The organism is Thalassobacillus devorans (assembly GCF_011761345.1).
GTDB lineage: Bacteria > Bacillota > Bacilli > Bacillales > Halobacillaceae > Thalassobacillus > Thalassobacillus devorans.
On sequence record NZ_JAASRY010000002.1, the window covers coordinates 129,925 to 151,263 of the forward strand.

Below are 21,339 nucleotides of genomic sequence, written 5' to 3' on the forward strand. Positions count from 1 at the left end.
GATGACAATGCAAAATAATCAGACACCATTAGTTTCCGTCATTACGCCTGCCTATAACGCAGAGCGTTTTATCGGAGAGACGATCCAATCCGTCATCGATCAGACTTTTACGGACTGGGAGATGGTCATTGTGGATGATCGGTCACAGGATCGGACGGTAGAGATAGTAGAAGAATATCGCAAAAAAGACCCGCGTATCCGCCTGATTGTTCTCGAGGAAAATTCAGGATCGGCGATAGCACGTAACACAGCGATCCGGGAGGCAGACGGTCGTTATCTTGCATTTTTAGATAGTGATGATTTATGGATCCCGGAGAAGCTGGAGCGCCAATTGAAGTTCATGCAGGAAACCGGCGTCGCTTTCTCTTTCACGAAATACCGCAGAATGGAAGAGGACGGCACCGAAACGAATGCCATTACAGAAGCACCGGCGACAGTGCACTATGACGCGCTCATGAAGCGCTGCGTCATCGGCTGTCTGACAGTAATGCTCGATACAGAAAAAACCGGCAGTGTCGAAATGGTCAACATCCGTACCCGACAGGATTACGCCCTTTGGCTTGATTTGACGAGAAGAGGGTTTCTGGCTTACGGAATCCCGGAGGTGTTGTCAAAATACCGTGTCGTCGGTAATTCGATTTCCAGTAACAAGTGGAAGGCGGCTAAGCAGAACTGGCGTGTGTTCCGGGAAGTTGAGAAGCAAAGTCTTCCGAGAAGTATCTGGTATTTTGTGCATTATGCGGTATTATCGATTAGGGATGTTATTAAATATAGAATTTCACAATAATTTTGGCTGGAGTTCATCTGGCTGTGAAGAAATTGGACGGTGTCAAGAGAAGTTATGAAAACATATTTGCAGGAAATGCTTAAACGTAAGGATTTATTGATATATCTTGTGAAATCCGGACTGAAAGCAGAGCACCGGAACAGCTATCTCGGTTATTTCTGGTGGCTGCTCGACCCGCTATTGAACGTACTTGTTTACTACTTCCTGGTAGTTGTTATTCTCGGAAGGGGCGGGGAGAATTACCCATTGTTCCTTGTTATCGGACTGGTGGCATGGCGTGCGATAAGTGCCACCATCAATACTTCGGCAAAATCCATAACACGCTACAGTTCGATTATTAATCAAGTCTATTTGCCTAAGTCGCTGTTTCCGTTGTCATTTACACTGACACAGCTGTTTAACTTTGCGTTCGGACTTGTAGTAGTAGCGGCTTTCCTTGCTATCTATGGGGTCATGCCAGGCTGGCAGGTCGTTTATCTGCCATTGATTGTACTGGTACAGACGGTTTTCCTTCTAGGAGTTGGAATGATTCTTGGTTATATGACTGTGTTCGTTCGGGATATCGATAATTTGTTATCGTACGTTATTCGGATATTTTTCTATGCCTCCCCGATTATTTGGGAAGGTGGAAGACTGCCGCCGGAATACAGCTGGGCAGTGGATTTCAATCCAATCGCTATTATCGTCGAGTCCTATCGTGCTGTACTGATGCATCAATCCAATCCCGCATTCACAGGACTTCTGGTGATTTTTGTCCTGTCAGTAGCAGCTATCATCTTCATGATTCGCTACTACAGCAACAATGAACACAAAATTATCAAGGCACTGTAGGTTGTTGCACTTTTCTAAACGCTCCCAGTGAAGAATTTTGTATAAAAAGAGGGTTTTTCAATTGTCTATAAACAAAGACAACACGCAGGAAAAAGTGATAAAAGCAAAAAATGTAGGAGTTTCTTTCTTTGGCGGTAACTACAGGGATGACTACAAATCCCGGGTACTCCGTTTTTTCAAAGAAGGACGAGGCAATAAAAAAGATAAACTGGTCTGGCCGTTGACTGATATCGACTTTGAAGGTGTTCAGGGGGAAATCCTGGGTATCATCGGGTCGAATGGCGCGGGCAAGACGACGCTCAGTAAAATTATTGCGGGCATCCTTCAGGAAGACAAAGGCGAAATGGAGGTAGACGGCAAGGTCACCGCCTTGTTCTCTTTTGGCATGGGCTTCAATAAAGAGCTGACCGGCGAAGAGAACGTCTACTTGAATGGGATGATGCTCGGCATCGATAAAAAAATGATTGAGAAATATATCAATGACATCCATGAATTCTCGGACCTTGGCGAATTTTTCTATCAGCCGATGAAATATTATTCAAGTGGGATGAAGGCAAGACTTGGATTCAGTGTCGCTGCCCACCTGCAGCCGGAAATCCTTATACTTGATGAAGCACTCAATACAGGTGATGCGAAATTTAGTAAAAAAGCGGCTGCTAAGATGAAGGAACTCGTACAGCAGGCGAAGATGGTTATCATCGTCACCCATAGCCTTAATTATGCCCGTCGCAACTGCGACCGCCTTATGTGGATTGATGGCGGAGAAGTACGGGAGATTGGTGATCCAGCTGAAGTGGTAGAAAATTATAAAGCTTCCGTACCGCCGCGGCCACCAAGAAGGAAACGTAATCTGCAGCTGGAAAAGACCGAAACGGATGTAACGGAGCAGGCGATTATCAAAGCGGAAAACCTCGGCGTACGGTTCAAGCTAAGTAATAAAGACTTCTGGGCATTAAAAAATGTCAGCTTCGAAATCAAAGAAGGGGAAGTCGTAGGAATCATTGGTCATAATGGAGCCGGAAAAAGCACACTTTGTAAAGTGCTGACGAAAATCCTGGCACCGGATGAAGGTTCAATTGAACTGCACGGAGAAACTTCGGCATTACTAGGTTATGGGACAGGATTCAACGCGCATTTAAGCGGTGCTGATAATATCTATTTGAATGCGATGCTGCTAGGTATACCAAAAAAACGTGTCGATGAGAAATATGATGAAATCGTGGAATTTTCAGGGTTAGGTAAGAAAATCCACAAACCGGTGAAAGACCTGTCGAGTGGTATGAAAGCCCGGCTCGGCTTCAGCATCGCAGCGATTTTAAAACCGGATATTTTTATTATTGATGAAGCATTGTCGACAGGTGATATGGCATTCAAACAGAAAGCGAGTGAACGCATCCAGGAAATGATGGAGCGTGCTAAGGCCGTTATCATTGTCTCTCACAGTCTGACATTTATTGAACAAATTTGTACAAGAGGAATCTGGATGGAAAAAGGTGAGGTAAAATTCGATGGCAGTGCCGAAGAGGCGGTAGCTAAATACCGGGAATCCCAAGGCGTTCAAAAGAAGGTCCGTAAAAAGAAAAGAAGCGTCAAAGGTAATAATGCTAATGCTAAGAATGGAAAAAGCGTCACGAAAACATCGAAACAGGCAAATGATACGACGAAAACGGTCAATAAAACCAACGATCAGTCGAAAAATAAAACGACGAACACTACAGAAGCAGATCAAAAATCATAAACAGGGATCAGGTGGTGACTCGATATGTTACGTCTTCTGAAAAAAGTGGCAGCCGGGCCAATGGACTGGCTGTTGTATACAGTGTTGAATGAAAAACAACGAAAAAAATTAGGTGACCTTCTTTCACAGGAACTAAAGCAGAGGCTGAAAGAAATTCTTCATGGCAAGAAGTTCCTCCAAAGAAAGAAACTACGGCAATTGAAGCACCACCTGTATAACCTGGGTTTCACCGAACGTGCTTTGAAAGAATTAGAACAGTTCTTCGGGGAAGTTAAAGGTGACGATATCAAACGGCTTGTGGCTTGGGAATTAGTGCTATGGAATGCGAATAAGTACTCCGAAGAAGGAGCAGAAAAAGCGTTGGAATACCTTCCTGCAGCAGCCCGTATGGAAACCAGCCATGATCATCTTAGAAGGGTTGCGATTATTAAGGCAGAATGCTATGACATATTGGGAAAACAGGATGAAGGCAAAAAAACGATTAAAGAAATGCTGGCAAAGCAGAAGCACCCTGACCTTTATTTAGCAATGGCAAATTTAGAAGATAACATTGAAGATAGGCTGAAGTGGATGAACAAGGCGATGGAAGCCTATCAGCTGCAGCCTATTTCGTTTGCTTCTAAACAGAAACCGGAGTATGACGACCTTACAACGATCTCTAGTGGTAAGAAAATTACCGATGGTCCGTTGATTTCCGTCATTCTTCCAGCTTTCAAAGCGGAGGATGGAATTCATACAGCCATTGAATCAATCCTGTCGCAAACGTGGCAGAATCTAGAGTTGCTTGTTGTTGAGGACCATAGCCCGGATGAAACCCGTAAAGTTGTCGAAGAATACGTCGCTAAAGACGAGCGGGTAAAACTGCTTTCTACTCCTCAGAACAGTGGACCTTATATAGCACGTAATATCGCTCTCCAGACTGCTAAGGGGGATTTTGTCACAATTAATGATTCGGATGACTGGTCTCATGAACAGAAGCTTGAGAAGCAGGTCAGCCACTTGCTTGAGAATCCCGACATAATCGCTAACACGTCTGGTCACGCCCGGCTGACAGAAGATTTGAAGCTATATCGCCGTGGGACTCCTGGTAAATACATTTTCCCGAATATGTCATCCATCATGTTCCGGCGTGAACCAGTTATGGAGAAAGTAGGCTATTGGGATAGTGTGAGATTTGCAGCAGATGGCGAATTTAAGCGGAGATTGTTAAAAACTTTCGGGAAAGACAAGTACGTCGATCTTGAAACTGGCCCATTATCCTTGCCAAGGCAGTCTGTTTCCTCTCTTACTGGAAGTTCTGCTTTTGGCTATAATGGGTTTTTCATGGGCGTAAGAAAAGAGTATGTCGAAAGTCTGGAACACTATCATCGACAGGCGGACAATTTATATTATCCGTACCCGCAGACGACACGCCCATTCCCGGTACCAGAACCGATGTGGCCGGAACGTGAGGAGAAACCGGACGGGAAACGTCATTTCGAGAAAGTCCTGGCAGCTGATTTCCGTGTCATGCCAGAAACGAAACTGAAGCTTATAAAAGAATTGGTTGCACGCACTGATGAACGTGTCGGACTGGTACAGATGTATGGGTATGACCTCAGCATCACAAAGTCCATCGCCCCCGGTGTAAGAGACCTGATAGATGGTGATAAAGTCCACATGCTTGTTTATGGCGAGAAAATCATAACCAGTGAAATGTATGTTTTAGATTCCAGTGTCCTGGAAGATAAGCAGAAATATATTCCGGAAATAGATGCAAAAGATATAAGAGTAGCTGTGGCAGATCATCATGTGACAGAAGCAGGCGAAGAAAAATTAAAGCAGGCCAAGCTACATCTCAACTTGTATTTTGGTGAAAGTGCGCACTGGTATGCAAGTGAAAACAGTGTGCTATCCGAGGAGGTAAAGGGGCTGCTCGGAGAGGTTCAACCGGCCAGGGAGCTTTTTACCCAAAGGCGGAACAGCAATGGCTGAAGCAAAGACCCATAACTATGCGGAAGAATATGAGCAGCTTAAACGTCAACTAGCCGAGAAAGATAAGGAATTGGCAGCCAGTGAAGAAAAGCTGAAACGACTAAAAGCCAGCTATTATGCCATGAAAAACAGTAAGATTTTCAGCCTGCTTCACAAGGCGAAACAAATGAAAGTTCTTATAATAGATGTCATCCGTGTGCTTCGAGGCAAAAAGAAAATTCGCGCATTTTTCCAAAAAGGAATACGACGCCAATCCGGTACAAAACGGATGGAAACCTATTGTTACTATTTATATGAATTAGGTTTTACTGAACGCGTTCTGGCAGATCTTAAAGAAATATATACAACATCAGGCGACCAGCACATGAAGCGGCTGGCTGCTTTGGAACTGTCACGCTGGTATGCCAGTAAAAAGACGGATTCAGGTGCAAAGCGAGCATTGTCTTACCTGCCTGCAGCCGTCAAGGGAAAAAGTGATCCAGACTTGCTCAGACAGGCTGCTATTACTACAGCAGAAAGTCTGCACCTGCTTAACCATAAACAAAAAGCGAAACAAGTTTTGCAGAAAGCTCTTGCGGTTTGGGATTATCCAGAGCTGCATAAGGCTTTGGCAATCTTAGAAGAAGGCAAGGAAAAACAACAATCTTCCCTATTACCTGAAGAGCAAGTAAATGCAGATGTAGTATTCGCCACAGATTTCCGGCTGCCTGATAAAGAGCTTGAAGATACAATCGAAGAAATCCACATCAACCAGGCAAGAGGCTTAAAGACAGGACTTGTTTCCTTGGCAACCTATGATTTTCGCAAGCCACCAACAATAATAAATCCTGCTATCCAGAAATTGATTGATAAGGAAGTCGTAGAGTTGGTCGACAGTGACCAGCAAGTCAATTGTAATCTGCTGATCATCAAACACCCACAGGTGCTGGAAGAAAAACAAGAACAGCTGCCAAGAATCGTGGCCAATATGGTAAGAGTCGTCATGGATACGACACCAGGAGGCCAGCATGGTTATTCACTAAGGCGCAGTTCGCGAAATTTGTTGGATTATGCAGATAAGCAGGCAAGATGGCATCCAAGGAACGAACAGGTGAGAAGTCTGTTAACCGATGGGGAAAATAGGGAATTGAAATATATTAAATTAGCGAGCCAGGACTGGTATAGCTCTAATGGCAGCAACTATGAAGCTTTTCTTGATGACTGGCTTATAAAACAACCGAGGGGAGATGTGAAAACCGATGACGGACAATCATGAACAAGAGAAACAGCAAGTATCCCCTCAAGATGATGAACAGGCATACCTTAAACATATGATTCAAGTTGAAGCAGAGGTTGCCAAAAAGGAACAAGAGCTTAAGCAAAACCAAAAAGAAACCAAACAATTGCAGCAAAGTAAGGCCTGGAAGTATACTGCTCCTCTGCGTAAAGCACAAACTTTAGTCAGCAGAGTGACTGGGAGAACAAATGAAGCAGACAAGCAGCAGATTCATATAGAGCAGGAAACAAATCAAGAACTCAGAGAAGAATTAGAAATAATAAAAGAACAGTTAGCCGAAGCTATGCTCGATGATCGTCAGATGAAAAGCCATCAAATACTGAAAGTGGCCAAAGAGCAGAAGCAGGACGGAAAACTCCTCGACTACATTACAAAAATGGTGCAACAAAAGCACCGGCATGAGACAAACTATAATGAAGCGTTGCGGTATGCCGCAAGAACGTGGATGAATGAGAAACAGGAATACCGGAAATTGGCCTATCGAGAGGTGCTCGAAGGGTTTAGTATCGAAGACATACCTGAGTTTCTAATTCGGGAAGGGCTTAACAATCAACCCATTTCACTTGCGCCCGCCGCTTCTTACCGGGCGAGTCTCAACATGCGAATGAGAAAACTCCAGCTGACTGGGTCACTCCCCGAGATGCTGCTGGACAATAAGCAGACAGCTTATAAATTTATGAAGCAAATGAATGTACGTATACCATGGGCGACCGAAGAGACTTATCGAGCGGAAGATGTCCCTGAAGAAACTGGATTCGTAATCAAACCAGCCAATGGGGCCGGGTCTCGCGGCGTTTATCTGGTCCATACATTTGATGATATAATAGATGTCAAGCGATCGAAAAAACTCGAAAGCTGGGACAAATTGAAAGACGCAATGGATCAAGACCTCCAATCCGGCTGGGTGGAGGAAGACAGCTGGTATCTGGAAGAACTTATTTTAGAAAATAAAGAGAAAAAGATTCCCGCCAGTGACATCAAGTTCTATTGCTTTTATGGCAAGGTGGGACTTATCCTGGAAATCACCCGTTATCCTGAGGTGAAATACTGCTGGTGGACAGCAGATGGCGAGCGAGTGAAGACAGGCAAATATGAGGATGACCCTTATCAAGGGAAAGGCGTAACAGCAGCGGAAATAGAACTTGCTGCGGATATCAGCACAGAGATTCCAGCGCCTTTCATCCGAATCGATTTTCTTAAATCGGAAAAAGGGCTGGTATTCGGAGAATTCACACCGAAACCTGGCAACTATGATGAATTCGACGAACAAACGGACAGGCGGCTGGGAGATTTGTTCCTGGAAGCGGAATCCCGTCTGACGGAAGACCTGCTTGCCGGTAAAAAGTTCAGTGAATATGAAAAGTTGAAGGAAAATTTGACCCCTTAAAGAATGTATAGAGTTTTAGGAGGAAATCTGATGGACGAGAACAACACAGAATGGCTGCCGCACCTATCCGGTCAAATCGTAGCAGCTGCTCACGGTAACCTGCTGGATGCTTATGCCGTATCACTGGAAGGCTGGCGGAGAGGGCTTAAATTAAGATGGCATGTGAAAGATTCAGAGAAGTTCAAGGAAATGCGCACATGGTTTGTCGACAGACCAGGACAACTATTTTCCTTAAGCTCCGGTGAGAAAACGCATTACTTCTTCCGGACTCGAGGGGACCTGGTTTCCAACGAAGCAGTGGATATCGGAAGAGATAAAGAACAGACAAAACAGGTATTGAAAGAGCAAGGCGTGCCTGTACCGGAAGGAAAGCAGTTTACTGAAGACGTGGATAACGAAAAAATTATTGAGTTCGCAAGCCACATTGGATACCCGGTTGTCTTAAAGCCGACAGACGGCAGTTTCGGTCGTGGAGTCATGTCCAATATAACCAGCGAAGGAGAGCTTCGCTATTCTTTGGAGTACCTGCGCGGTGAGCTCGATTACCAGGATGTCATAGTTGAACACTATATCCCTGGACCGGAATATCGACTATACGTCGTGGGTGATGAAGTAGTAGGTGCCATGAATCGAATCCCGCCTAACGTTATGGGAGATGGCGTCAATGACATCAAAGCGCTGATCGAAATCAAAAATGAAGAGCGCAGTCTCAACCCAAGGCTTGTCAGCTGTCCAATCGAAATGAATCAGGATGTCATGGAATATATGGGGCGAAAAGGTTATACAGCAGATATGGTTCCAGAAAAAGGAGAGCAGATTTTCCTGAGTGATAAAAGCAACATATCCCTTGGTGGAGATCCTGTCGATGTACTGGACGAACTGCACCCGGACATCAAAGCCATTGCCGTCAATGCCATTAAAGCAGTCCCGGGCCTTGTGCATGGAGCGGTTGATTTAATTACGCATGAAGATAATAAGCGAAACGGTTATGTAATTGAATTGAATCCTACGGCACAAATCGGTGGCCTTCTTTATCCGATGAAGGGAAAACCGAGGGATATCCCAGCCGCAATCATTGATTATTATTTTCCGGAAACGAAAGGTATGGAACTGAACAAGACAAAAACTTATTTCGATTTTCAGGATGTACTTGATCCACTACAAGCAAGAGATGCGGTTGCAGTTACAGTAACCCCATCACCGAAAGATGAAATTTTTGCGAAGAAGTATATCGTCAGTGGGGATGTCCAGGATATTGGCTATCACCGTGGCTTACGGAAGCAAGCCTTTGAACGCGAATTGCATGGATTTGTTATGAATAGGGACGATGGAGATATCGAAATTGTCGTGGCAGGTACAGACCCGGAAATGGTAGATGACTTCAAAAACGGAATCTGGGAAGACGAAGAGAGAGCCCAGGTTATTGAAATTCAAGAAGAAGTATACGAGGATCCAATCAAAGTCGGTTTTGAAATTAAAGCAGACTTGAAAACACAAATTGAGGAATTAAAAGTTTTCAGGCAGGAGCTTGAAGTGACAGAACACGCCATGAAAAAAGCAGAACTCCAGCGGAGGAAATTCCATAAGAGTCTTTCCTGGAAAGCGACAAAACCGATTCGTATGGCAGGAGCAGTCGTCAAGAAGATCAAATCATAACAGCAACCATCTGTAAGGTACGGTGTAGGAGGAATAGAAAATGAGTGAGCAGCAGGGAATCAGTCTTCCCCAACTTACCAATGATATTGTCAAAAATGCGAGAAAAACGAGGTTGGATGCTTTTGCAGTAGCCTTGGAAGGATGGCGAAGAGGCCTGAAGCTGAAATGGTACACCAAAGACTCGGAACACTTCAAAGATATGATTGTCTTCGGTGTCAATCCGCCGGGAAGGTTATTTTCCCTCAGTTCCGATGAGAAGACCCATTACTTCTTCCGGACACGAGGAGATATCGTAGCGAATGATGCAGTAGAAGTAGCGTCGGAGAAAGATGATACCAAGGTCGTCCTTGATAAAGCTGGCGTGCCTGTTCCTAAAGGTAAAGGCTTTGATCCAGAGGCAACGGATGAAGAAATCATCGCCTATAGTAAAACGATTGATTATCCCCTTGTATTAAAGCCGACCAATGCCAGCCTTGGAAACGGTGTTGTAACCAATATCAATAATGACGAAGAATTTTTGAAGGCGATGCAATATGTACGCCATGAACTAGGGTATGATGAGGTTATTGTGGAGCAGCATGTCGAAGGAGAAGAATATCGGGTCTATGTCGTGGGAGACGAAGTGATTGCTGCTTATAATCGTAAGCCTGCTAACATTACTGGTGATGGGGAACATTCCATCGAAGAACTGATCGAATTGAAAAACAGGGAGCGGAAGAAGAATGCCCGTTTGAACAGCTGTCTGATCCATATGGATACGGAAATCCTTGAGTTCATTCAATCAGCCGGTTACTCACTGGACAGTGTGCCGAAAAAAGGGGAACAAATTTATCTGAGACAGAAGACAAACGTTTCTTCTGGCGGCGATCCGATCGATGTCACCGAGACGATGTCTAAGGAAATGAAGCAAATTGCAATTGATGCACTTAAAGCTGTACCTGGCCTGGATCATGGCGGGGTCGATATCATTGCAAATGAAAACCGCTCGATGGACGTAGCGGGTGTCGTCATCGAATTGAACCCGACTGCTCAAATTGGCGGTGCGCTGTTCCCGTTGAAAGGTAAAGCGCGTGACATTCCTGCAGCACTTATTGATTACTATTTTCCAGAAACAAAAGGGATAGATACTAAAAAATCCAAAGTTTATTTTGATTTGATTAATATCCTGGAACCGTTAGAAAACAGGGCGGCGCTTGAAGTGGAAGTGGCTCCTGCTCCGATGGGGAAATTATATGCCAGGAAGTTCACGGTATACGGCACGGTTCAACGGCAAAGCTACCACCGCTGGTTAAAGAAGCACGCAATGGATCGTAATCTCCATGGCTATGTAAAAAATATGGTGTTTGATGAAATCGAAATCGTAGTTGCCGGTACAGACAGGTCAGCAATTGCTGAATTCAAAGAACTGATTACACAATATCCACAAAACTCCAAGGTCAATAAAGTAGTGGAAGAAAATCATGAGGAGCCCGTTACGGTCGGCTTTGAAATTGCTGAACGATACAATACTAACAACTTGAAATCCGTACAGCACGCCTTACGGAAGATGGATAAAGATTTGAAATATCTGACGAAACAGAAGAACAGGATTGAAAAAGACAACCAGCATATCCTTAACAGCACATCCTGGAAAGCTACAGAACCATTGAGGAAAGTAAAGTCATTGGTAAAAAAGGACGCTTAGTAGGGTAATATAACCCCGTGTACCCTTGGTTACACGGGGTTATCAATCCTGGCGTTGTAAAAATGAATCGAGGTGGCAACTGAGCCATGAGTAAAAAAAGTGCGAAAAAATTTTATGTTAGTGGAAAAGTACAAAAAGTAGGTTACCGTAAATGGGTGAAAGAGCAAGCGTTGAACCTTAATATCGACGGCTATGTAAAAAATTTAAAGAGTGGCAGAGTGCTAGTGATAGCATCCGGCACAGACAAAGAGCTGGAAGAATTCAAAAACCGATTAAACGAAGGACCATCAAAAGCAGAAGTTGAAGGGATCAAAGAGGAAGCCTATCCGAAATTAGTGAAGGAAGGCTTCATAATCAAAAAGACAGCAAAACCGCAACAAGGCCAAAAGAAAGGTCCCGTTGCTGTTAAGAGTGACAGCAACATCCAAGTCGGTTTTCTAAGGAACTTTATCCAGCCCCCTTTTATTGCAAAAATGGTTGCTATGGTCTGTGACCATTATGGAATGGAACTGATCTATTTCCGCCCAAGAGATGTCGATATGGAAAAAAACAAAATCAAAGGGAAGAAACTTGTAGATGGGGAGTGGGTACGAGTAGATACAGATATTCCTGCTTTCATCGATATTTCTCCATTTGTGTTTAAATTTGAAGAGGTGACAAGCTACCTGCGTGATCGCAGCATCTTATCGGATAATGGGCTGGATCGTGTGTCGAAAGCGAAACTGGAAAGTGCATTGAAGGACGATCCTAACTTCAGCCACTTGCCGATTCCCACTTATATGCCAGAAGATTTGAGGGAATTGAAAGATATTATCAAAGAACATTCCTCCATTGTAATGAAGCCGGAATATGGCAGAGGTGGAGAGGGTATTTATTTCCTGCGTAAGGATGGCGATAAGTACCATATAGGACATAATACCGAAGAAGAAGTCTTGTATGAATCGGATTTTGAGCGGTTTTACGAGGAATCAATTAAAGATAGAGAATATGTCGTTCAAAAATATATCTCTTCCAGAACATTGCAGGATGACCCGTTTGATTGTCGTGTACATGTAGAAAAAAACGGTGAAGGAAAATGGGAAATAGCCCGTAATTATATAAGGATCGGCATTGCTCAGAAAGTCATATCGAATGTAAGACAAGGAGGGGGAGTAGCAGATCCTGTTCCTTTCCTTAAGGCTAACTTCCCTGATCAATGGGAAGAAATTGATGCCAAATTGACCGAGCTGGCCATGACGCTTCCTTATAAGCTAGAAGAAATCCGTCAGCAGGAGCTGTTGACCCTGGGATTCGACGTAGGGATTGATAAAAAAGGTGATCTTTACTTGTTTGAAGCAAACTCAGCACCAGCTGCAAGAAAACTGAAAGCAGAGTCCGCCTATTTACGAGCTGGATACTATAAGCATGTATTAGAAACAAAGGTCCTGAATGGGAATTTGAACAAAAAGAACCAGGCCTCCATCATAAGCAGCCTTGAATCAAAAAACAAGACTCTGCGAAATGATGTGAAGAAGCTAAAGTCTCAAGTAGAAAAGCTTAAGAAAGAAAAAGCAAAATACGAAAATGCCAATGCGTATTTAGAAAACAGCTTCTCCTGGAAACTGACAAAACCACTGCGTTCTATTAGAAAAGGGATGAAGAAGTAACGAACATTTCTTTCATAAACACATGTAAGGGGCTGCCCTATATGTCTGTAATAGACTTATGGACAGCCCCTTTTCTTATCCTTGCAGTTGTTTCAATATATAGTTGTAATAATCGGGCTTGATGTCTGCCAGTTCGCTTTCTCCGAACTCGGTTCCCGGAGATGAGTTGATTTCAAACAAATAAATTTCCCCTGTTTGTTCGATACCCAAATCAATCCCCATCGCAATATTTCTCTTGTTGGATAGCTCTTCGATTTTATAAGGCAGCTCCTTGCCTATTGTTTTAATCTTCTCGCTGACTTCTTCCCAATTATCGAAGTTTGCTTTAAGGTAAGGGCTCAGCTTACTGACACAGCCGCCCTGTGCAACATTGGCAACAACCTTTTGATGGGCGCCGATCCGGACGAGGTAGTTGGTAACTTGCCAACCTCCCTTGCCATTTTTTTCTAATCGTAATCTTGTATCAAAGGGTTCCCCTTTAGGAGTGGTAGACGTGATGTACTTTTGCCATAAATATTTATCATCCATTTCCTCAATGAATGTTTTTAATTCCCCCACAGACATGGTCTTTTCTTCATTGCCATGATACAGGATATAGTCCTGGCTGTCTTTCTCGATAAGATAGATTCCCTGGCCTTTATGGCCGTTTCTAGGTTTAAGGATGATTGAATGATGTTCATGGATAAAGGTCGCAAAATCCTCAAAACTTCCTGCACGCCGTGATGGTATAAGCAAGTCGGCGAATTCTCCATCTTCTTCTAACAATCGATATACTTTTTCTTTACCGCCATACATGCCATTGGTTGATAAATGACTTCTCTCTTTCAAAAATTCCATTTCCTCTTTGTAGCGGAAACAATACGTGTTTATATCGATATAGGGTGGGATAGGAACATCTTTCTCTACCCACTCGTTATCGATTAATACTTGCCCGTGAATGACTTCCTGTTCTATATCCACGTTTTCAGGGTGGGCATAGACGACTTCTATATTGTAATACTTACTTGTTTTTGATAAGAGTCTTGCAAATTTAGGAGGTTTCTTGAAAATACGCATATAACAAATCTGCATTGGTGTATCTCCTTTTATGTTTTATCGTATATTAGTAACCTTCGCTCCCCTGTTTTATTTTCTGGGGAGGGAAAGGGAGGAATTTTATACCTCCGTGTGGATGAAGTTACTTATACCCTAAATTGAAGATTGCTAATACATATTCACTAGAAAATAGTTAAAACAATACTTTAGTCTTATGTACAAATATTGGAAAATACCGATATATTTAACAATTGAATAAAGGAGGTGAAACTAAAGTGAAATTAATTAGAGTGATTACCATGTTCACGGCATTATGCTTAATTTTCCACTTTAGTCCACAGGTTATACTTGCTTCAGATGAGGAGAAAACAGAAGAAGCAAATACAGAGACGGTGGAAGATGAGCAGGCAAATGATAGCGAGACAGAAGCTGATGAAGAAGGGGAAGGAACAGATACAGAAGAAACAACGGAGGAAGAAGCTGACAGCGATGATATAGAAACCTCTTCTGATAATGTTAGTGAAGAAGAGCAGAAATCTACGGATGAAAATGACGATACAACTGAAGAAGATACCATAGAAGAACAAACCCCAACAGATGAAGCGGAAGATCAACCTACATATGAACAAGATGATGTTTCTGATCATACCTCCAATGAAAAAGAAGAAAAGGAGGATCCAGCTGCAGATGAGGCCACTGCCCAAGATGAAGAGGTAAAGGAAGAGGAAAAAGCTGAGCCGGAAAATACCGATGAGGAAGCAACAACATTCTCTGTCCAGAGTACCCAGCACTATCAACTTGGGGACAGGCATCCAGCTATCGTGGAAATTAAAGAAAAACTGAACGCCATCGGATTTGGCGGTATCAAGGAAACGGAGTTGTTCGGCTCCTTCACGGAACAACGTATCGAACAATTTCAGCAAAATTACGCCTTGCCTGTAAACGGCGCAGCCGATGATGCCACGATGAAAAAGCTGGACGAAGTCTTTAACAGTTCCTTCCAGTCCGGAAAAAAAGACGACCGTATCCTCAAACTGAAAGAACAGCTCAATCAAACGCAGTTCAGTGGTATAACGGTCACCGATTATTTTGGTTCGTTTACGGAAAAACGTGTCAAAGAGTTGCAGAGCCATCTCAATATGAAGACGAATGGGATAGCGGATGCATTAACACGAGAAAGATTACAGCAGCTTGCCAACCAGCAAACTATGCTGCAGGCAGACGAACCGTCAGAGTTCAAGGAAGGCGACAGAGATGAAGCGATCAAGGATATGAAGCGGAAGTTGAATAGCATTGGCTTCGGTAAGATCCTTGTGACAGAATTATACGGCAGCTATACGACTAAAAAGGTGACACAATTCCAAAATTACTATGGACTGAATGAGAGCGGCGATGCGGATGCAGAAACGTTAGAACAGATTGATGATGTTTATAACAGTCCATTCCAGCTGGGGGAAAGACATAACGAAACCAGTGAATGGAAGGAAAAACTGAATGAAGCAGGGTTTGGCGGAATTCGTGTTACGGACTATTTTGGAGAGTTCACCGAAAAACGTGTGAAAGAATTGCAGCGTACCTTAGGTCTGATAGACAATGGCATTATTGATAATGTCACGCAAGCGAAGCTGGATGAACTGCTTGCTGAAACCAGCTTCCAGCAAGGGGACAGAGACAGCAGAATCAGTGACATGAAAGAAAAATTGAATGCCATCGGTTTCGCCGGCATTACTGTCACCGACTATTATGGTGCGTTTACAGCAAAGCGTGTCGGTCAGTTCCAGGATTATTACGGACTTCCTGAAACAGGAGAAGCGAACCAAATAACACTCGATAAGCTGGATGAAGTATATCATTCTCCTTTTCAGCAAGGAAAGCGGCACGAAGACCTAAGCGGGTTAAAGGAAAAGCTGAATAAACTTGGGTTCAGTGGCATTACTGTGACAGACTACTTTGGTTCATTTACAGAAAAACGTGTCAAGGAGTTCCAGGAATTTTACGGCCTGAAGGTTAATGGCATCATCGAGGAATATACGCAGGCAAAAATTGATGAGCTTTATCATAGTCCTTTGCAAGTCGGAAAACGTCACAGCGCTTTGAGCGAAGTAAAGGAAAACCTGAATGCGCTTGGTTATGGGGGAATAATCGTCTCTGATTATTTTGGCTCCTTCACCGAAAAGCGTGTCAAAGAGTTCCAACGTGATTATAATCTGCCTGTAAGTGGAATTGTAGACCCGCTCACACGAGAAACAATCGCGAGCAACGTGGTCAAAATCTTCCTTGACCCTGGTCATGGCGATCATGATCCAGGCGGGCAAGGATACGGGTTAGATGAAAAAGATGTGGTACTCGATATCGCTTTACGTACAGCAAATTCTTTGAACAGGAGCTACAAAGGATTTAATATCAAGTTCTCCCGGGAAGATGATACATTCATCCCGCTGGAAGAGCGTTCGGAAATGGCCAATAGCTGGGGCGCTGATTATTTTGTCAGTTATCATACGAACGCATGGCTTGGTAAAGGAAGCGGGTTCGAAACGTATATCCATGATGGAAACGTATCGAAAGAAACAGAGAAACGCCAGGAGGACATCCACAACTATTTGATTGACCGGATCGATGTAGGCGACCGCGGCATGAAACAGGCAGACTACAATGTACTGAGAAATACCGATATGCCTTCGATTCTATTAGAATATATGTTCATTGATAATTTGAGGGAAAACGAGATGCTGAAGGACTCCAATTACCGTACCTATTTAGGAGAAATCACAGCAGAAGCGATTGCTCATTCTTTTGGAATTGGAAGAAAATAATAGCGAATCTACCATTAAGAGACGAGGGCCAAAAGTCCCGTCTCTTTTTTTATTCGACAAATAAAGCCTGATTTCAACATATTTTTCTAATCCTACTAAAATCATGTTGAAAATTTGGGTCTTTTGGCTAATAATGGACTAGTATGTAAATTCTAGCAGGGAGGTGAAACTAAAGTGATACTGAGAAATTCTATCATTCTATCAATCGCCCTACTATTTTCTGTTATCAACTTTAGTCAACACACAGCAGAGGCAGCAACTGATCCAGCAAATGGTCAGAAGGAAGCAGAGGAAGATGTGGACAACCAGGATACATATTCAACTGAATCCACTGATCAAGAGCAGGATACAGAAGCTGATGACGCTGAAGAAAGTGAGAGTGCAACAGAAGATACTGAAGGAGAAACAGAAGACTCACAAGAGGAAACAAATTCAACAGAAGATGACGCAGCTTCAGAGAAGACTAATGAAGAAGACACAGAAGCAACAGATGATGCAGCTACAGAAGAAACAGATACAGAAACTACCGGAGACGAAGCAGACGCCGAGGAAGAGGAAACAACGGCACCTGAGTCTGAAACCGAGGAGTCCACAGACGGAAGTGAAGCTAAAGAATCCTCTGATGACGCTGAAACTGATCTAGAAGAGGAAACCGATCAGGATGCTGAAGAAGAACTACAGGAAGATTCCGAGAAAGAAGCAGAGGAAGAAGAAGCTTCGGAAGAAATGGGAATGCAATCATTTTCTGTCCAAAGCAGCCACTCTTTCCAGGAAGGCGACAGCCATGAAGACATCGCTGAAATGAAAGAAAAGCTTAACGCGATTGGCTTTAGTGGAATCCGCGTAACCAATTACTATGGTTCTTATACAGCCAAACGCGTGGAAGATTTCCAGGCGAACTACAGGCTTCCGGTTACAGGTGTAGCAGATCAGGCAACCCTGGATAAGCTGGATGAAGTCTATAACAGTCCTTTCCAGGTTGGTGAAAGACATGCGGAAACCAGTACCATGAAAGAACGGTTGAATGCCATTGGTTTCGGCGGCATCATCATCAGTGATTATTATGGCGGCTTTACAGAAAAACGGGTGAAGCAGTTCCAGGATTTTTACGGTATGGAACCGAACGGCATTGCTGACAATCTGACAAGGACAAGAATTAAACAGATCTATGAAGTTGGATACGAGCAGGGCCACAAACACAGCACTATTTCTGAGATGAAGGAAAAACTGAACCATATCGGTTTCGGGGGTATCATCGTCTCTGATTATTATGGCAGCTTCACAGCCAAACGGGTCTCACAATTCCAGGAGTATTATGGTCTGAATGCTACCGGTAAAGCCAACGTGACGACTCTTAACAAACTGGATGAGATCTACAATAGCCCTTTCCAGAAAGGGGAACGCCATGATGATACGGTTGCCTTGAAACGTGACCTGAATCGATTAGGGTTTGGGGACATTACGGTGACCAGATTATTTGGCTCCTATACAGAGAAAAAGCTGAAGCAATTCCAGGAGTATTATGGTTTAAGAGACACAGGTATTGCAGATGAAGTCACTTGGGCTAAGATCGATGAAGTTCTTGCTACTCCGTATCAGGAAGGCAACCACCATGAGGATATGGTCGATTTGAAAAATGACCTGAACCGCTTAGGTTATGGCCCTATTACGGTAACTACCTTGTATGGTGCTTATACAGCGAAGCAAGTAAGAAAGTTCCAGGAGAATCATGATCTAGCTGTCAACGGAATGATCGATGAGGTGACTCTTGCCAAGCTTAACAGCATCATGTCAGAAGGTTTCCAGCAGGGAGATCGCCATCCGGCAATGATTGAGCTGAAGCGTAATCTGAACGAGATTGGATTCGGACAAATTACGGTGACGGAATTGTTTGGGAACTATACCGAGAAGAAGGTCAAACAATTCCAGGAATACTACGGGTTAGAAGCAGATGGAAATGTAGATGAAGAAGTTTTTGATAAGATTGACGAAATCTTAGCCAGTCCATTCCAGGCAGGTGGAAAAGATGACGCCATTATCCCATTCAAACATAAACTGAACTGGCTTAATTATGGCAATATTACCGTAACAGACTATTTCGGATCTTATACTGCCGAAAAAGTAGAAGACTTCCAGGAAGACCAGGGATTACCGGTTAGTGGGATAGCTGATTACAAAACAAGAGCAAAGCTTGATGAATTGTTTTCAGGGATATTCCAGGAAGGCGGTTCCCATGAGAACATCAGTGAAATGAAAAAACTACTGAACAACACTGGTTTTGGAGGAATTAGAACCACTGATTATTATGGCAGCTTCACAGCCAAGCGAGTCAGCCAATTCCAGGAATACTATGGATTAGAGGCTACCGGCAAAGCGGATGTCGAAACATTGAATAAGATCAAGGAAGTGGCTTCATCTCCTTTCCAGGAAGGAGCACGTCATGAAGATACGATTGTACTTCATGAGAACTTGAATCGGTTAGGTTTCGGCGAATTGCCAGCTTCCGATCTCTATGATTCTCTAACAGAGGAAAAAGTCATAGAATTCCAGGAATACTATGGCTTGAGAACAACTGGTATAGCTGATGAGCCTACGTGGGCAAAAATGGATGAAATTCTATCAAGTCCTTTCCAGGAAGGCGAGCGTCATGAAGATACCATCCTACTGAAAGAGAATCTTAATGAGCTGCAGTTCGGCAAGATTTCCGTAACAACTTATTTCGGTTCTTATACTACGGAACAAGTAGAAAAGTTCCAGGAGTATTATGGTCTTGTAGTGAATGGAATTGTTGATGGGCCAACATGGGCGAAAATGGATGAAGTACTGTCCAGTCCTTTCCAGGAAGGACAGCGTCATGAAGACACGCCTGAACTGAAGGAAAAGCTCAACCGTCTAGGCTTCGGCAACATTAAAACCACTACTTTATATGGTTCTTATATGAAACAGAAAGTCACAGACTTCCAATCCTACTACGGGTTGAATGCCCATGGAATTGCGGATGAACCTACATGGAACAAGATAGAAGAAATTCTATCACTTCCACTTCAGGTTGGAAACAGCCATGAAGATGTCAAGAAAATCAAAGATGCTTTAAACAAGTTAGGCTACGGCCAGCAGGAAGTCGATATTGCTTTCGATGAAACAACGGAAGAGCAGTTAAAAGCTTTCCAGGCTGACTATCGCCTGCCTGTCAGCGGCATCGCAGATGAGAAGACGATGATTGAATTGGAGAAAGCCGCAGCTGCGTCCCGAGAGGTATACACGTACACAGAATCTGATTATTCCCTGGATGAAGCACTTGATATCCAAATGAACCAATTGCAGCAGACCGATAAATATCGCAATGATCCTGCATATGTACATGGAAGCTATTTGGATATTACCCAATCCGGTGCCATTTCAGGAGATAGTGTAAATGTGCGTACCGCTCCAGAGTTTGGCAACAATGTCTATGCCACGCTCCGAAGAGGAACAGCAATCAATATCCAGGGCACTGTCGAGGGAGCGCAATATGATGGCAGCACCAAATGGTATAAGTTTACCTATAATGATGAAACATTATATGCTCACTCCTCTCTAGTAGATCCGGATGTGATTACCGGGGAAACTACTGCAAAAGTGAATGTGCGTTCTGGTGCTGGCACAGGTTATCATGTCTTTGGTCAGCTTTCGGGTGGGTCCCAGGTAACTATCTATGGCCAGGAAGGAAACTGGTATGAAATAAGTTATAAGACATGGAGAAACCCAACGGAAGAAGATGTAGAAAAGTACTTGAATCCAGATAACAATGACATTTTCCAACACCTGGAGCTTTCTTCCAGCGTTGATGTCAGTGCGGAGGAGTTAAATAACGTACTGGATGGCAAAGGCGTATTGGAAGGGAAAGCACAGGCATTCATTGATGCAGCAGCAGAACACCGTGTCAACGAAATTTATCTGATTTCCCATGCCTTGCTGGAAACGGGACATGGCACTTCCAGTCTCGCTACCGGTATTGAAGTAGGGAAGGACAGTAATGGAAAAGAGATATTGGTCACCAGTAACAACCGTGATCAACTGACTGACATTCAAACTGTATTCAACATGTTCGGTATCGGTGCCATCGATGGAGATGCCCACCGCGCAGGAGCAGTCAAAGCTTATCAGGAAGGCTGGTTCTCTCCTGAAAAGGCAATTGTCGGCGGTGCAAAATTCATCGGTGAGCGTTATGTGCATAATAGATACAACCAGAATACGCTCTACAAAATGCGCTGGAATCCTGTCAATCCAGGATACCCGCAATATGCTACCGATATTGCCTGGGCAACCAAGCAGGTGACAAATATCAAGAATATGTATGATCTGTTGGATGATCCATTATTTAAATTCAATATTTCGCAGTACAGGTAAAACTAACGTCCAGTCTCTCTCGAGAGAGGCTGGACTTTTTACATGGTTCCTAGTTATCAATCTTCTTAATTACTGGTGAATTGGTAAAAGTTGCATTGACTGCCATCTATTGTTCTTTTAGAC

Annotated in this window: 12 protein-coding genes; 11 read left to right on the plus strand and 1 reads right to left on the minus strand. The window is 43.5% G+C overall.

What is annotated here, in order from left to right; all coding sequences use genetic code 11:
• Position 1 precedes the first annotated feature (1 nt).
• From FHS45_RS08030 to FHS45_RS08075, 9 genes are all read left to right on the plus strand, one after another.
• The gene (locus FHS45_RS08030) at positions 2-787 is read left to right on the plus strand and encodes a glycosyltransferase family 2 protein (protein ID WP_062442280.1); all 786 of its coding nucleotides are present in this window, start codon (positions 2-4) and stop codon (positions 785-787) included.
• Between the two features lie 54 nt (positions 788-841).
• The gene (locus tag FHS45_RS08035; protein ID WP_062442279.1) at positions 842-1,618 is read left to right on the plus strand and encodes an ABC transporter permease; all 777 of its coding nucleotides are present in this window, start codon (positions 842-844) and stop codon (positions 1,616-1,618) included.
• A gap of 61 nt (positions 1,619-1,679) precedes the next feature.
• Positions 1,680-3,356, plus strand: a complete 1,677-nt coding sequence (locus FHS45_RS08040) for an ABC transporter ATP-binding protein (protein WP_148350043.1) — start codon at positions 1,680-1,682, stop codon at positions 3,354-3,356.
• 24 nt (positions 3,357-3,380) lie between these two features.
• The gene (locus FHS45_RS08045) at positions 3,381-5,330 is read left to right on the plus strand and encodes a glycosyltransferase family 2 protein (RefSeq protein WP_062442278.1); all 1,950 of its coding nucleotides are present in this window, start codon (positions 3,381-3,383) and stop codon (positions 5,328-5,330) included.
• On the plus strand, positions 5,323-6,585 hold the full coding sequence (locus FHS45_RS08050) for a hypothetical protein (RefSeq protein WP_062442277.1): 1,263 nt from the start codon (positions 5,323-5,325) through the stop codon (positions 6,583-6,585). Before FHS45_RS08045 ends, FHS45_RS08050 begins: the two co-directional genes overlap by 8 nt.
• Entirely contained in the window at positions 6,569-7,993 is a 1,425-nt protein-coding gene (locus tag FHS45_RS08055) for an ATP-grasp fold amidoligase family protein (protein WP_062442275.1), read from the plus strand. The genes FHS45_RS08050 and FHS45_RS08055 overlap by 17 nt, the downstream gene beginning before the upstream one ends.
• A 30-nt stretch (positions 7,994-8,023) precedes the next feature.
• Entirely contained in the window at positions 8,024-9,649 is a 1,626-nt protein-coding gene (locus tag FHS45_RS08060) for an acylphosphatase (RefSeq protein ID WP_062442272.1), read from the plus strand.
• A gap of 40 nt (positions 9,650-9,689) precedes the next feature.
• Positions 9,690-11,333, plus strand: coding sequence for an acylphosphatase (locus tag FHS45_RS08065; RefSeq protein WP_062442269.1), 1,644 nt, complete (start codon positions 9,690-9,692; stop codon positions 11,331-11,333).
• Between the two features lie 86 nt (positions 11,334-11,419).
• Positions 11,420-12,979: a YheC/YheD family protein gene (locus FHS45_RS08075; protein WP_082411950.1), complete on the plus strand. Its 1,560-nt coding sequence runs from the start codon at positions 11,420-11,422 to the stop codon at positions 12,977-12,979.
• A 75-nt stretch (positions 12,980-13,054) separates the two neighbouring features.
• Here the strand turns inward: FHS45_RS08075 and FHS45_RS08080 are convergent, their stop codons facing one another.
• Entirely contained in the window at positions 13,055-14,050 is a 996-nt protein-coding gene (locus FHS45_RS08080; protein WP_062442267.1) for a YheC/YheD family protein, read from the minus strand.
• 239 nt (positions 14,051-14,289) lie between these two features.
• Here FHS45_RS08080 and FHS45_RS08085 point away from each other — a divergent pair, with 239 nt between their 5' ends.
• Both FHS45_RS08085 and FHS45_RS08090 read left to right on the plus strand, forming a co-directional pair.
• Positions 14,290-16,827, plus strand: coding sequence for a peptidoglycan-binding protein (locus FHS45_RS08085; RefSeq protein ID WP_062442264.1), 2,538 nt, complete (start codon positions 14,290-14,292; stop codon positions 16,825-16,827).
• Between the two features lie 174 nt (positions 16,828-17,001).
• Entirely contained in the window at positions 17,002-21,216 is a 4,215-nt protein-coding gene (locus FHS45_RS08090; RefSeq protein ID WP_062442262.1) for a peptidoglycan-binding protein, read from the plus strand.
• The last annotated feature ends 123 nt before the right edge of the window (positions 21,217-21,339 follow it).

Excerpts from the sequence above, each read along its gene's own strand:
- FHS45_RS08055 (WP_062442275.1), top strand. The coding sequence starts at position 6,569 with ATGACGGACAATCATGAACAAGAGAAACAGCAAGTATCCCCTCAAGAT.
- FHS45_RS08045 (WP_062442278.1), top strand. The coding sequence starts at position 3,381 with ATGTTACGTCTTCTGAAAAAAGTGGCAGCCGGGCCAATGGACTGGCTG.
- FHS45_RS08030 (WP_062442280.1), top strand. The coding sequence starts at position 2 with ATGACAATGCAAAATAATCAGACACCATTAGTTTCCGTCATTACGCCT.
- FHS45_RS08080 (WP_062442267.1), bottom strand. The coding sequence starts at position 14,050 with ATGCAGATTTGTTATATGCGTATTTTCAAGAAACCTCCTAAATTTGCA.
- FHS45_RS08035 (WP_062442279.1), top strand. The coding sequence starts at position 842 with ATGAAAACATATTTGCAGGAAATGCTTAAACGTAAGGATTTATTGATA.
- FHS45_RS08065 (WP_062442269.1), top strand. The coding sequence starts at position 9,690 with ATGAGTGAGCAGCAGGGAATCAGTCTTCCCCAACTTACCAATGATATT.
- FHS45_RS08050 (WP_062442277.1), top strand. The coding sequence starts at position 5,323 with ATGGCTGAAGCAAAGACCCATAACTATGCGGAAGAATATGAGCAGCTT.
- FHS45_RS08060 (WP_062442272.1), top strand. The coding sequence starts at position 8,024 with ATGGACGAGAACAACACAGAATGGCTGCCGCACCTATCCGGTCAAATC.
- FHS45_RS08075 (WP_082411950.1), top strand. The coding sequence starts at position 11,420 with ATGAGTAAAAAAAGTGCGAAAAAATTTTATGTTAGTGGAAAAGTACAA.